The sequence below is a fragment of the Campylobacter concisus genome, assembly GCF_003048445.1.
In the GTDB taxonomy this organism is placed as follows: Bacteria; Campylobacterota; Campylobacteria; order Campylobacterales; family Campylobacteraceae; genus Campylobacter_A; species Campylobacter_A concisus_BF.
In genome coordinates, this window is record NZ_PIQW01000001.1 from 195,158 (window position 1) to 209,246 (window position 14,089).

The 14,089-nt window shown below is 37.7% G+C and carries 14 protein-coding genes; 8 read left to right on the forward strand and 6 right to left on the reverse strand.

The window, feature by feature from the left end:
- Positions 1-55 precede the first annotated feature (55 nt).
- The 5 genes from CVT14_RS01070 to aqpZ all read left to right on the forward strand — a co-directional run bounded on the left by CVT14_RS01070 (position 56) and on the right by aqpZ (position 4,248).
- The gene (locus CVT14_RS01070) at positions 56-715 is read left to right on the forward strand and encodes a hypothetical protein (RefSeq protein ID WP_087583045.1); all 660 of its coding nucleotides are present in this window, start codon (positions 56-58) and stop codon (positions 713-715) included.
- The gene (locus tag CVT14_RS01075; RefSeq protein ID WP_087583044.1) at positions 684-872 is read left to right on the forward strand and encodes a hypothetical protein; all 189 of its coding nucleotides are present in this window, start codon (positions 684-686) and stop codon (positions 870-872) included. Before CVT14_RS01070 ends, CVT14_RS01075 begins: the two co-directional genes overlap by 32 nt.
- A gap of 50 nt (positions 873-922) precedes the next feature.
- The gene (locus tag CVT14_RS01080; RefSeq protein WP_107849472.1) at positions 923-1,405 is read left to right on the forward strand and encodes a hypothetical protein; all 483 of its coding nucleotides are present in this window, start codon (positions 923-925) and stop codon (positions 1,403-1,405) included.
- Entirely contained in the window at positions 1,395-3,443 is a 2,049-nt protein-coding gene (locus tag CVT14_RS01085) for a hypothetical protein (protein ID WP_107849473.1), read from the forward strand. Before CVT14_RS01080 ends, CVT14_RS01085 begins: the two co-directional genes overlap by 11 nt.
- A gap of 97 nt (positions 3,444-3,540) precedes the next feature.
- Complete coding sequence (aqpZ, locus tag CVT14_RS01090; protein WP_103574900.1) at positions 3,541-4,248, forward strand: aquaporin Z; 708 nt, start codon at positions 3,541-3,543, stop codon at positions 4,246-4,248.
- Positions 4,249-4,376: 128 nt separating this feature from the next.
- Here the strand turns inward: aqpZ and CVT14_RS01095 are convergent, their stop codons facing one another.
- From CVT14_RS01095 to ccoG, 6 genes are all read right to left on the reverse strand, one after another.
- A complete protein-coding gene (locus CVT14_RS01095) occupies positions 4,377-4,604 on the reverse strand; it encodes a hypothetical protein (protein ID WP_004318043.1) in 228 nt (75 codons plus the stop codon).
- A gap of 21 nt (positions 4,605-4,625) precedes the next feature.
- Positions 4,626-6,008, reverse strand: a complete 1,383-nt coding sequence (locus tag CVT14_RS01100; protein WP_107849474.1) for an efflux transporter outer membrane subunit — start codon at positions 6,006-6,008, stop codon at positions 4,626-4,628.
- Entirely contained in the window at positions 5,998-9,123 is a 3,126-nt protein-coding gene (locus CVT14_RS01105; protein WP_107849475.1) for an efflux RND transporter permease subunit, read from the reverse strand. Before CVT14_RS01105 ends, CVT14_RS01100 begins: the two co-directional genes overlap by 11 nt.
- A 10-nt stretch (positions 9,124-9,133) precedes the next feature.
- Entirely contained in the window at positions 9,134-10,291 is a 1,158-nt protein-coding gene (locus CVT14_RS01110; RefSeq protein WP_107849476.1) for an efflux RND transporter periplasmic adaptor subunit, read from the reverse strand.
- A 107-nt stretch (positions 10,292-10,398) separates the two neighbouring features.
- On the reverse strand, positions 10,399-11,025 hold the full coding sequence (locus CVT14_RS01115; protein ID WP_107849477.1) for a TetR/AcrR family transcriptional regulator: 627 nt from the start codon (positions 11,023-11,025) through the stop codon (positions 10,399-10,401).
- 30 nt (positions 11,026-11,055) lie between these two features.
- Positions 11,056-12,381, reverse strand: coding sequence for a cytochrome c oxidase accessory protein CcoG (gene ccoG, locus CVT14_RS01120; RefSeq protein ID WP_107849478.1), 1,326 nt, complete (start codon positions 12,379-12,381; stop codon positions 11,056-11,058).
- Between the two features lie 143 nt (positions 12,382-12,524).
- Between ccoG and rpsU the strand changes: the two genes are divergently transcribed.
- The 3 genes from rpsU (at position 12,525) to CVT14_RS01135 (ending at position 14,087) form a co-directional block, all read left to right on the forward strand.
- Positions 12,525-12,737 (forward strand): 30S ribosomal protein S21, encoded by a 213-nt coding sequence (rpsU, locus tag CVT14_RS01125; RefSeq protein ID WP_009294994.1) that lies wholly within the window; start codon positions 12,525-12,527, stop codon positions 12,735-12,737.
- A 103-nt stretch (positions 12,738-12,840) separates the two neighbouring features.
- Entirely contained in the window at positions 12,841-13,473 is a 633-nt protein-coding gene (locus CVT14_RS01130; protein WP_107849479.1) for a DNA-binding protein, read from the forward strand.
- Positions 13,470-14,087 carry a UPF0323 family lipoprotein gene (locus tag CVT14_RS01135; protein ID WP_103607312.1) on the forward strand — a complete coding sequence of 206 codons (618 nt, stop codon included), beginning with the start codon at positions 13,470-13,472 and terminating at the stop codon, positions 14,085-14,087. The genes CVT14_RS01130 and CVT14_RS01135 overlap by 4 nt, the downstream gene beginning before the upstream one ends.
- Positions 14,088-14,089 lie beyond the last annotated feature (2 nt).

Consider the following 14,089-nt stretch of genomic DNA (forward strand, 5'->3'; position numbering starts at 1 on the left):
AAAAAGCAAAGAGGTCTTAAAATAGTATAGAGTAGCTAGGCAAGCAAGGATAAAATTGAGAGATTATGATAAAAGACCGATAGTTATAAAAGACTACAATTCAATATTTATGTTTTTATTACATATCCCATTAGTAGCTATATTGTTAGCATTTGGGGTATTTAAAGGCGCAACGTTTTTGATATGCTTAATGATATCGCATATATTTTTTATTTACATTCGTCCATACCTTTTTTATGGACGTAAACGAATAGTAAAATTAACTAATGAAAAGATAGAATTTCTACAAGATGGTCATTTAATAGAGAGTATAAATTTATGTGAAAAATTTGAAATTTATAAGACTTATGACGACTATTATCATAAATCTCAAAAGTATAAAGGCATCCAAGAGAAACTAAGAAAGTGGCTTTTGCCTATTGCCTTAATATCAGTGCTTAAAATTTTTAAATTTGTAAAATGGCTATTTTATTTGGTAAAAACAAAGGGTTCTTACTATAAAAGCTATGATGCAGTAATTATATTTCAAGAGGATAAAGTGCTAAATATACTCGCTACTTCAAGATTTGAGAGAGCATTAATAAAAAAGTACTTTCTAAACAAGTTTAAAATAGATATAGATGAGTTAGAATTTTATAAAGAGTTAGGTCATAATTACGAGAGTATTAAAATAGGAGAACAATTTGGACAATCTAAATCAAGCAAAAAGAGATAAATTCTTAAATAATCTTGACGCAGCTAAAAATTTACTGACTGTGACCGGTGATATTGCAACATCGGTTTCTCCTTTGAAAAATATAAGTAGCGCTAAAGGTCTTATTTTGATGCAATTAATTACCAGAGAAATTATGGTTGATAATGACAAGAAATAAATTTATCTCATAATAACTAAAGTAAAATTTTCGAATAAGGAGTGAAACTCATGGACAGTAATCAAGAAAAACCCATTTTAGTAATAAAGCGAACAAGAATATTTGGCTCAGTTTTTAACGCTTTTATTGGATTTTTAACCATTTTTATCTCTATATTTTTATTGCTATCAGAGGAAGTAAGGTTAGCTATCTTTGGTGGAATACTATTGCTACTAGCTTTTTTTGCGTATATATTACCTCTTATGCTCCAGAGTGTTATTTTTTATGATAATTTTTTTATTGCAAAATATAAATTTTGGTCGAAAACTATAAAATATACTGAAGTAAAGTATCTTTGGTATTATAAATATTTTACGAATAAATTCTTTTTCATAAGATTAAAATTTGGTGTTAAATTTTTAGAGTGTTTGGGTTCAATCATAATAGATATATACTCTTTTGATAAATGTGATTTAAAAAAAGTAATAAATATTTTTCAAAATAAAAATTTATATAAAGAATTTTGGTATACAGGTAATTTAAATGAAATTTGATAATAACAATACTGCCGACTATACAATAACTGTAGTCAATTACGTTGATAAAAATACTAGCAAAGAAAATTTTGATAATAGTAGAACCTATGCATTAGCAACATTTAGTGGGTATTTGGCTTTTACAAGCGGCTTGCTTGACTATGGAATAAAAATAGCAAATATTGCTGCCAACACAACACCATACGGAAAGATATTTTCAGTAGTTGATGGTGTTATAAACGGAGTATTTGACAAAAATGGTAATCCCGATAAAAGTATGGAAGACGTTATTGGAACTGTTATTACATCATATTTAACCAGTGCAGCATTAGGTGCTACTACTGGTATCTTATTGGGTCCTATCGGTTCTATAGTCGGTGCTACAGCAGGAGCAATTATTGGTGGTTTCTATGGCAGTGATGTATTTAAATTTTTTAAGCATAAATTCTTAACAATAATAGATATATCCAAGTCCATTGAAAAAGAAGGCACCATAAATCCAAATGACTTATCGTTTGAAGCAGCTCTTGATCTCTTTTCTATACTAAATTTACCACACTCTTGGTCTAATAATGATAAATACAAAAGCTTACCAAACTATGAAGATAGCAAACAAACCTTGCTTGAATTTCAAAAATCATTAAATGATTTTGATATAGGGATTTTTGAACCATTTTGTAAAAAAATAAATTATATGTTATCTAAGAGTTTCTCCTTAAATAATATCTATGTAGTTAGCATAAGCTCTGACGGAACTAATAACATCTCAAAGATAAATAAGGCATTAAAAAAGCGAGAAGAAAATTCTGAGTTTAAAGCAGGTAATAAAGAAGAAATTTTACTGATATGCCCCTATCATTCAGCGCAGATCATAGCACCATATCAGCCTAAAAATACAAAACTTACCATCATCTTGGCAGATAAGACATACCTAGACTGTATAAATTTAAACCCACAAGGAAGTAAAGATGAAAGTAAGCTTATGCTAACTAACTATAAATTTAACCCATACGAAGCAAACAGCAAAGAAGAAGATATAAAATTTGTAGATTCAGCGACAAGCGGAGATGTCACGCTTTACAAAGATAGCAACAATAAATTTATATCACAAGATAAAAAATACTCTTATGATGGCTCCAAAGTAACTTTAAATTTCTTTAATAATCTAAACTTTAACCTGCTAAATTTTGCTAAAGAAAATGGCTTTAGCCTAAGAAGCGATAAATCCTCAGCCATGTTTGATGTAAGACTAAAACTAGCAGATAAAGAAGAGAGCAAACCAACTACAAATAATGGAAATTGTAATCTCATAGTAAAAAATCTAATAATCACTGATGAAAATTTAAATAGTAGCGATATCAAAGAAATTTATTTGCATAACTGCGAAGACAAAAGGGTATATCGCTCATGCTCACTTGAGAAAAATGATAATGAAGAAGCAGATAAAAACTCATACACGGCTAAATTTAATATAAATCTTATTCTAGACAAAGACCAAAGTGTCTTTAAAAGAACAACTAAATTTATATTAGCCTACCGTGATCTAAGTAAAGACTACTCAACTAGCGATATCCATAGCATGAGTGATAATGGCGTTATATCACTTGAGGCAAAGAAAAAAGCAGAAGGTAGTATCACATATGATCTAAAAACTTCACTTATTGAGGTGGCAAATAATATAACCGGCGTAGTCGTAGATATACAAAACATAGATCAAACAACCATACAAGACACTATAAATTTAAAAGCTGTCTATAAGCCAAATAAGGGTGATGATAATTATAAAGAGGTGAATTGGTCTTATAAAATTATCAAGCAAGGCGAGTATAACAAAGAAGTAAAGTCAAATTTTGTAGCAAATGACATAAAGCTGGAGGGAGAGAAATTTAAAGGCAAAGAGATAAGCTTCACTCCACAAACTGATATAAAAGATCAAAAGCTACTGGATAAGCTAAAAGAAGGCGATAGTACATTAGTGTTTTTTGCATATCTAAAAGCACCAAGATATACGACGAGATATGGTAAAACTCATGGAAGGGTTGATATAAAAGCCTAGACTTTCAAATTTATACAAAACTTTACCTTTACAATATTTTGTAATGTCACACGTTTCTGCTAAAATCGCCCCTTTTAATTTACCTAAAAGGGAGAAAATGAAGAGATATTTAGCCGAGTTTTTTGGCACATTTTGGTTAGTTTTTGGAGGTTGCGGTAGCGCGATATTTGCAGCAGCTTTTCCAGAGCTTGGTATTGGATTTGTAGGTGTTGCGTTTGCTTTTGGTCTTACAGTTCTTACGATGGCTTATGCAGTTGGTCACATCAGTGGCGGACACTTCAACCCTGCTGTCTCAGTTGGCTTGCTAGTTGGCGGAAGATTTGATAAAAAAGACTTCGTGCCTTACGTCATCGCACAAGTTATCGGAGCGATCGCAGCTGCTGCTGTGCTATATCTTATCGCTTCAGGCAAGGCTGGATTTGACGCTACTGCAAGCGGTTTTGCTAGCAACGGATACGGAGAGCACTCACCAAATGGCTACAGTCTAGTCTCAGCACTAGTTGCAGAGATAGTTCTAACTGCGTTTTTCCTTATCATCATCCTAGGTGCTACTGATGAGCGTGCTCCAAAGGGCTTTGCACCGATCGCTATTGGCCTTGGTTTGACGCTGATCCACCTTATCTCGATACCTATCACAAACACATCGGTTAATCCAGCTCGCTCAACTGGCGTTGCGATATTTCAAGGCACTTGGGCACTAGAGCAGCTTTGGCTTTTCTGGGTTGCACCTATCGTTGGAGCGATCATTGGAGCTATCATTTATAGGATTTTAGGCTGCACATGCGGTTGCAAAAGCGCAAAATAATCAAATTTTATACTTCAGGGGGCGATCTTCGCCCTTTCTACTCTTTCAAATTTAAATAAGTAAAAAGAAATTTATAAGATATTTTGAGGGATCATCTAAGAAATTTAATTCTTAGATGAAAAGAGGATTTAGGCCTTTTTTGTCATCGCCCTAATAGGTATAACAAATATCGCTGCGATAAGGTAAAAAACGATACCAAAGACAGCTGCCATCATAAATATCTCGCCGATATCATAAAAGCTTGACTCAAGCCTAATGGTATCCACGTAATTTATCGCAAACCATAATGCTACGCCAAGAGCGATAGCAAAAACAAAAAATCCCCAAGAAAATAAAAAATTTAAAATCTTAGTCATCAACTTTTCTCCTTTTTGAGTTTATTTATCTACTTTAAATCCGCCGCCAAGTGCTCTGTAAACTTCAACCGCGCTATCTACCTCATCAAGCTTAGCTGAGATATCTTGAAGCTTTGCTTGAAGCAAATTTCTCTGTGCATCAAGAAGCTCTAGGTGGCCGATATAGCCAGCATTATACTGATCTTTAGCAAGCGAATAAATCTTTTGCTGCGATTGTAGCAAATTTTTTACCTGATCCAAAGAGAGCTTTGCGTTTTGCCTTGATATAAGGGCATCTCTAACCTCGCCAAGGGCCGATCTAACAGTCGCTTCGTAAGTGATAGCTGCGATTTGCTCGTTTGTCTCAGCAACACGGACGTTGTTTTTTGTCCTGCCATAGTCAAATATTTTTTGCGCTAAAGAGCCACCTATATTCCAAGTATTGGCATTTCCTACAAATATATTTTCAAAATCAATACTTGTAAAGCCCAAAAGTCCAGTAAGTGAGATTGTAGGAAAATAATCAGCCTTTGCCACGCCCACAAGGGCATTTGTAGCTTTTAGATCTGCTAGTGCCTTTGCCACATCACTTCTTCTAAGCAAAACATCTGAGCTGATGCCAGCCTTTATCTCAGGTGAGCTTGGTAAATTTTGCGCACTAGCAATGGCTCCTTTTAAAATTTCGTCATTGCTCTTGCCAGTTAGGATGGCTAGCGAAGTAAGCGCTTGCGACTTTGAGTTTAGCACTGAAGTTAGGCTAGTCTTTGCCCTTTCAACCTCAGCTTTACTTTGCAGATAGGTCATCTCATTTATGCCGCCAAGATCAAGCTGCGTCTTGCGAAGCGCTAGCGTATCTTCGTAGGTTTTTAGTGTCTCTTTTAGCACCGCTTCTTGCATGTTTAGTGACACTAGAGCAAAGTAGCTTTTTGCCACACTTGAGCTAAGGCTTAGTCTGGCGCTATCGTAGTCAAATTTACTCGCATTTAAATTTTCATTAGCTGCAAGCACGCTATTTCGCACTCTACCCCAAAGATCTATCTCGTAGTTTAGTCCTAAATTTATGCTCGAGCTTCTATAACGTGTTTGAGGCTGCTTGGTGTAGGTTTCACCACTGCTTTTTGCTTTGGTATAACTTGCGTTTAAATTTACTCCCGGTAGCAAGTCAGCCTCAGCAACGCCAAGGCTTGCCTTTGCCTTCTCTAAATTTAAATATGCAATGCGTAAATTTGTATTTTTCTCAAGCGCACTTTCGACTAGAGAATTTAAGTTTTCATCGTGAAATTCTTTCCACCAAAGATCTCTTATATCGCTTGTCTCGAAAGTGTATGTTGAGGTGAAATTTGTATCCACATTTGGCATATCTGGGCGAAACGAGCAACCAGCCAAAAACGCCGCTGTTATAAGTATAAACGCCTTATTTCTCATCTTTTTTTGCTCCCTTTTTCCAGTATTTTTCATTTAAATTTTCAAGCAAATAGTAAAACATTGGCACGAAAAATATCGCTATCGTGGTAGAAGCGATCATGCCGCCAACTACGCCAGTTCCTAGTGAGTGACGAGATGCAGCGCCTGCGCCCGTGCTTATAACCATCGGGAAAACGCCTAGAGTAAATGCGATCGAGGTCATTACGATAGGTCTAAAGCGAAGTTTGGCCGCATTTACAGCTGATTCAAATATGCTCTTTCCACTCTCGCGCTCTTGCATAGCAAATTCTACGATCAAAATAGCGTTTTTGGCCGCTAGACCGATGAGCAGCAAGAGTCCGATCTCAAAGTAGATATCATTTGTTAGCCCTCTTATCCAAACAGCTAGCAACGAGCCAAATACCGCAAACGGCACGGCCGTGATAACAGCAAGTGGGATGAGCCATCTTTCGTACTGAGCCGCAAGGATCAAAAAGACAAAGACCATACCAAAGATAAAGGCGACTGTGCCTGTTCCTTGAGAATTTACCTCTTGATACGCAGTTCCTGCCCAGCTTATAGCGTAGTCCTCGCTGCTTAGTGTGTCATTTACGACCTCTTGGATCGCTCTGATCGCATCGCCTGATGTGTAGCCAGGTTTTGGATCGCCCATGATCTTAGCCGCTGGAAAGAGGTTAAATCTATCAACGATATCAGGTCCGATCGATCTTGTAAGCGTCGCTACTGAATTTAATGGCACCATGCCACCATCATTTGAGCGGACGAAAATTTTTCTTAGATCCTCAGGGTTGTTTCTAAAGTTATCGCTTGCCCTTGCATATACGCGGTATGATTTACCTGCAAGGTTGAAGTCATTTATGTAGTAAGAGCCAAAGCTAGCTGCTATCGTGCTAAAAATTTCGCTCTCGCTTACGCCAAATAGCCTTGCTTTTTCTTTATCAACCGTTATCTTAAACTGGCGGTAGTTTGTCTCAAGCGTCGTTCTTACACCAGTTAGCTCAGGTCTTGCATTTGCTGCTGCAGTTACCTTTCTAGCGTCCGCTTCTATCTCGTTGTAGCTCTTGCCGCTCTTGTTTTGTAGATACATTTCAAAGCCACCAGTCATCGATAAGCCCATGATAGGAGGTAAATTTACAACAAAGGTCATTGACTCTTTTGAGCCCCAAAGCATGCCGTTAAATTGCCCAGCCAAAGCATCTGCGCTATCTGCAGCGCCTTTTCTCTCGCTCCAGTCTTTTAGTTTAATAAAGCTAATGGCTGAGTTTTCTCTAAGTGAGCCAGCTAGCATATCATAGCCTGCAAATCCCATGGTAAATTCGACATTTGGGTTGCTCAAAATGGCGTTACTAATAGATTTTACCTCTTCTTTGGTCTTTAGCATATTTGTTGAAGGTGGAAGCGAGGTGATAACCAACAAAGCGCCCTTATCTTCTGAAGGCACAAGCCCTTTTGGCACCTTTTGAAAAAGGCCATACGTCGCAAATCCCATTATGCCAATGACTATAAAGCTAATGATGACGTGTTTTAAAATTTTTGCCACGCCTGCTGTAAAGAGCCTAGTGCTAAAGTCAAAAAAGTCGTTAAATTTCTGAACTATCCAAAATGGCTTGCTCTCTTGCCTTTTAAGCATAACACCACAAAGTGCTGGCGTAAGAGTAAGAGCAACAAAGCCAGAGATACAAACAGAGACGACAAGTGTTAGCGCAAACTGCTTTTGTATAACGCCTACAAAGCCCTCCATAAAAGATACTGGCACGAAAACAGCACAAAGTACTAGCACGATAGAGATGACTGGAGTTTGCACCTCCTCCATCGCCTTAAATGTCGCGTCTTTTACGCTTATATTTTTATCTTCGTGCAAAATTCTCTCAACGTTTTCTATAACGATGATGGCGTCATCCACGACGATACCGATGGCAAGAACTAGGGCGAAAAGCGTGATCAAATTTATACTAAAGCCCATGATATAAAGTCCGCCAAATGTACCTATGATAGAGACTGGCACGGCGAGCATCGGTATGATGGTGGCTCTAAAGCTCTTTAAGAAAAAGTACATTACGATAAGAACAAGTAGCATCGCCTCGATGAAAGTTTTGATAACCTCGTTGATAGAGACGGTGATAAATTCAGTTGGGTTGTAGGCTATGGTGTGCTCTAGGCCAACTGGGTAGGTTTTCTTTAGCTCTTCAAGCTTTGCAGCTACTGCCTCTGCAGTTGCTAGTGCGTTTGCATCGTTTTGCAAAAATAGCAAAAGTGGCACTGCTGGCTTGCCATTTAGCATAGCATCTGATGCGTAGCTAGCAGCTCCAAGCTCGACTGTGGCGACCTCTTTTAGTTTTACGACGCTGCCGTCCTCACTCTTTATCAAAATTTCGCCAAACTGCTTTGGATCTTTAAAACGACCTTCAGAAACGACCGAGTAAACATAGGGATTTTCACCTTTTGATGGTTGCTCGCCGATCTTACCAGCGGCGTATTGTGAGTTTTGAATTTTTACTTGAGAGATGACGTCGCTTGGAGTTAGTTTAAACTGAGATAGTCTGTCTGGCTTTAGCCAAATTCTCATTGAGTACTCTTTGCTGCCAATGAGCGCTGTATCGCCGATACCATTTACTCTTTTGATCTCGTCAGCGATGTTTAAATTTACATAGTTATATAGCTCCACTAGGTTCATATTTGGGTTTGAAAAGCCAACTACTTGAAGGATCGAGCCACTTCTTTCGCGCACCGTTACACCCATGTTTTGCACCTCTTGAGGCAATCTTGAAAGGGCAGCTTGCACGCGGTTATTTACATCGATCGTAGCTTGCTTTGATGATGATCCGATCTTAAAATATACACTTATATTCATAGTGCCTGCTGAGCTTGATGTGCTTTGCATATAGAGCATATTTTCAACACCATTTATCTGATCTTCAATGGCACTTGCGACTGAGTCAGCGATCGTCTGTGCATCAGCACCGCTATATGTCGCAGTTACAGAGACAGTAGGCGGTGTAAGACTTGGATACTCCTCTATAGGAAGCCCCTTGATACCCATAAAACCTGCTATAACTATGATGATAGATATAACAGTTGCAAATATCGGGCGGTTTATGAAAAATCTTGAAAACATCTATCTGCCTTTACTTGCTACTTGTAGCGTTTGCATCTTTGTTTAAGAAATTTGCGCTTAGGTCTTTGTCAGTTTCAACTGGTGCGCCAACTCCGATTTTAAGGAAGTTATTAACTATTATCTTATCGCCCTCTTCAAGGCCCTCAGTCACTACGACCATATCCTTTGTTTGGTAGCTAGTTTTTACATTTTTTTGGCTTACTTTGCCATCTTTTACAACTAAAACATAAGTGTTCGTAGCGCTTTGCTGAAGGGTAACTTGCGGGATATTAAAGGCATTTTTTTGAACAAATCCGCTCATCTTTATATGACCAAACGCACCTGGTAAAATTTTACCTTCGCTGTTATCAAAACTAGCCTTTGCCAAAACGCTGCCAGTTGCGGTATTTACGACGTTATCTATAAATGTCACTTTGCCAGTGAAATTTTCATTGTTTAAATTTAAGACAGCCTCGCTATTTAGTTGCTGCCAAGCGCCGTTATCTAAATTTGCTTTTCTACTTAGATTATCCACGTCTGCGATGTAAAAGTCAGCCTCGATCGGATTTATCTTTGTTAGTCTTACAAGCTGGGTTTGGCTTGCTGTTACAAGTGAGCCAACATCTACTTTATTATCGCCAACAACGCCGTCAAATGGAGCCGTGATAGTTGTATAGCCAAGATCGATCTTGGCATTTTTTAAAGTTGCTTTTGCGCTTACTAAAGTTGCATTTGCGATATCGTAAGCAGCAACAGCTGCGTCGTAGTCTTTTTGAGAGACGGCATTTTTCTTATAAAGGGCAGAAATTCTTTTAAACTCAGTCTCGGCATTTTTTAAATTTGCATTTGCAACGCCAACGGCTGCGTCAAGTGAGTCGTAGCTAGCTTGATATTTCTCTGGATCTATAAGAAATAGCTTCTCTCCAGCCTTGACCTTATCGCCAGGCTTAAAAAACTGCTTTATGATCGTGCCGCCAACCTTTGGATATATGATGACATCTTGGTTGCTAGTAACCGTGGCTGTGTAGTCAAAGCTAATAGGCACATCCGCTTTTTGTGCAACAAATATATCAACATGAGATGTCGGCATCTGGCGGCCTGCAGCAGCCTTTTTGTCGCCACTTTCAAAGCAGCCAGAAAGCAAAAAAACGGCAACTGAAAGCACAAGAAAACTCTTAAATTTCAACATAAAAACCCCTCTTAATTTTAAATTTTAATCCCAAGTTTAGTTTTGTAATTTTCATTACAAAATTTTAAATGCCGTGAATATAACCAAAAATAAATTAAAAGTCAATTCTACTTCTTAATAATGCCATTTAAAAACAGCTCCACGCACAAAGCAACGTGCTCTTCACGCTCTTTTTTGCTTAGTTTTGGCTCTTCGTTTATCATAAGCGAGTCGAAGTAATAAAGACCAATTACATTTTTCATAAAGCACTTTGCGGCAAATTTGACTGGAAATTTTGGATTAAGCTCGGCTTTTACCTCATCTCTTTCAAAGAAATTTATAAGTACAAGGTCGATCTTGTTTAAAATTTGATCTAAAAACACCCTGCCAAGTTTGCCGCCATTTTTAGAGCTCTCGCTTATCATAGTCCTGCTAAGCAAGACGCTTTTTTTTGTGCAGACGATGGAGAAGATGATGGTTGCAAATTTGGTTAAAAACTCCTCCAAGCTATGAGAAATTTTAAGATCTATCTTCTCATCGATCTCTTTTATAAAGTCATCTATCTCTTGCTCGATGATCGCCTTAAAAAGCCCCTCTTTATTCTCGAAAAATGTGTAAATACTAGCAAGCGAGCCCCCACTTATCGCCACGATATCGCTAAGGCTTGTCTTTTCGTAGCCATTTTTTAAAAATAGATCAAGCGCTGTTTTTACGATGAGTTCGTATCGTTTTTTGCCTTTTTCTGAGATCGCCATTTTACTTCCCGCTAAATTTTCGCCATTTTATCATCTTTTAGGATAGATAAAGGTGCTGGCTCTTTGCACGCTGATAGTTGGCTCGTCAGTCGCGTAAGCTTTTATATTTATATGTTTTAAAAGATCTTTTTCGCTCGTGTTTTCATTTTTTGATTTTAGAGTGACGATGACCTTTTGTTTTGCGCCAGCTTTTAGCGTAAAAGGCCTATTTGGACGCGAAATTTCTATACTTTTATCATCTATCTCAAAGAAAAATGTATGCTCTTTATTTTGGGTGTTTTGCACCAAAAAGACGTAAGAATTTTCAACTTCATCTTGATCTAAAACCTTGTAAAGTTCGCTAGTTCTATTTATATTTAAAAGCATGCTCTCTTTTTTACCACTCATCAGCGCCGCAGCTACTAAGACAACGCATAAAATGACAAGATAAGCAACCGTTCTAAATCTAAAAATTTTCACCTTTTTATTTTCATTTTGAGAATTTATGCTTCTCCACTCTATAAGCGAGCTTTCGTTAAAATGCCCCATCACTTTAGCGCACGCGTCGCTACACTCAAGGCAGTTTATGCACTCAAGTTGCATGCCTTTTCTTATATCTATATGCGTTGGGCATATCCTCACGCAGGCCTCGCATCCAGTACAAAGTGCGCCTTCTTCTTTTGGCTTTTTAAATTTCTCTTTGCCATCAAATATGACGCCGCCTCGTTTTTGATTGTAGATGACTTGGATCGTGTCGCTATCAAACATAACTGACTGCACCCTCGCATACGGGCAGACATAGACACAGAAATTCTCTTTTAAAATGACCACGTCATAGACTAGCCAAGCAGCTATGCTAAGCCAAAATGCAAGTAAAATTTTATGTTCGCTTGGCTCGCTTATATAGGCTAAAAACTCAAATGGCGGCACAAAAAACCACATAAAATTTGCAGCTATGATAAGAGCTAAAACGCACCAAATTCCAACAGCTAATGCACGCTTAAAAATTTGACCTTGTGGCTCATTTTGTTTGTTTTGGATATTTTTTCTGATCTTTAAAATTTTAGTCTGCAAAAGGTCACGAAAGAGCGTTCTAAAAATGGTCTGCGGACAGCTCCAACCGCACCAGACACGCCCTGCAAGCGTTGTTAGAAAAAATATAGTCAAAAACAAAGTGATAAACAAAAATGGCAACAAATATAGCTCTTGCATATCAAATTTTGTAAAAAATAGATCGACTCTGCTCTTATCAAAACTTAGCAAAAATAGCTGCGCGTCATTTATCCTGATAAATGGCAAAATAAATACAAATAGCGTGATACAGGCAAAAAAAATGTAACGCCTCTTGGCGTAGCTAAAATGAATGTCCTTTGACATGGTGAGCCTTTTTTGAAATTTCAAGATTATAAATTTTGGGTTATTAAAAAAGTATTAAATATTTTAAATTTGCCTAAAAGCTTAAATTTATGAAAGTTAAACTATACTCACGGCTTATTTTAATCTGAAAGGTGGTGAGGACGTTGCCTGGTATTAAGGTACATCCTAACGAGTCATTTGACGAGGGTTACAGAAAGTTTAAAAAACAAACTGACCGTAATTTAGTCGTTACTGAAGCAAGAGCTAGACGCTTCTTTGAGCCTAAAACTGAGATCCGCAAGAAACAAAAAATTGCAGCTCGCAAGAAAATGCTTAAACGTCTTTATATGCTTAGACGCTACGAGTCAAGACTCTAAAACCAAGACAAAGAGGGCTTTGCTCTCTTTGTTTAACTCTTCTTTTAGCCTTATTTTTTTATAATCAAAGCAATTTTTTTATTTTATTTTAAACGGAAATCCGATGCAAAAGCTAGCTGTAAATGAAGCTGCAGAAATTTTAGGCATAACAAAAGAAGCAGTCTATAATAGAATTCGCCGAGGCTCATTAAAAACGGTCATTGAAAATGGCACAAAATTTGTCATCCTTGACGAGGAACCAAGTAGCGAAAAACCCACAAAAACCGCCTCAAAAAGCACAAAAACTAAATCCCAAAACGACGAGTTTGTAAGCTATTTGCTAAATGAACTAAATGAGCTAAAGAGCTTAAATTTAAACTTACAAGCCGATAAAGATAGGCTTTTTAAAGAAAAAGAGCAGATGCTCATCGAGCGCAAAAATGAAATTTTGCAAATTTACAAGGATAGGGACGAGAAGCTCATGCAGTTTCTAAATGCTATGCAAAGGCCGCTTTTAGCGCCTAAAAACGAAAGTGCCTCAAGCGAAGTGGCGATAGATGCGCAGATAGAGGACGAGTCAAAATGGATAAATTTAAGCGAATATCTAAAGGAGTTAAATTTAAAGCCAAAAGCGACAAAAAAGATCAGTGAAAAGATAATAAAAGCGATACATCACTCCAAATTTATCAAATTTAAACGCGGCGTGATACTTGTTAGAAGACATAAAAATTTAAAAGAGTTGATAGGAGAGATATGAAACACATTAAAAAGATAGCAACATATGCTGCGGTTGGAGGATTTGGTGCCATTATAATGGCTGGACTTGCAGGTTGTGGGAGCGACGATGGCGGTAATGAAAACGCACTAAACGAAGTTGCGCAAAAAAACGGTGCCTTTGTCATCATCGAAGAGAGCGCACCTGGCGTTTATAAAATCTTAGAAGAGTATCCAAGCACCGAAACTAGGGTCGTGCTAAAAGATATAAACGGTACTGAGCGCGTGCTAAGCAAAGATGAGATCGATAAGCTTCTAGCGCAAGCAAACGCAAAGATCGACAATAACACTTCAAATTTGACAAGAACTAGCGACGCACAGCTAAGTAGCGGCGGGCTAAGCCTTGGCGAGACGATCCTTGCCTCAGCAGCTGGCGCGATACTTGGTAGCTGGATAGGCAGTAAGCTCTTTGGCAACCAAAATTTCCAAGCAAATCGCCAAAGCACATATAAAAATCCAAGTGCCTATACAAGAAGTGTGGATAGTTTTAACAAGCAAAAAGCGGCAAATTCTGCTGCAAGAAGTAGTGGTGGCAAGAGTGGATTTTTCGGTGGTGGCTCAAAGTCAGGCTCTAGCTCATCAAGCTTTGGAGGCTGAAA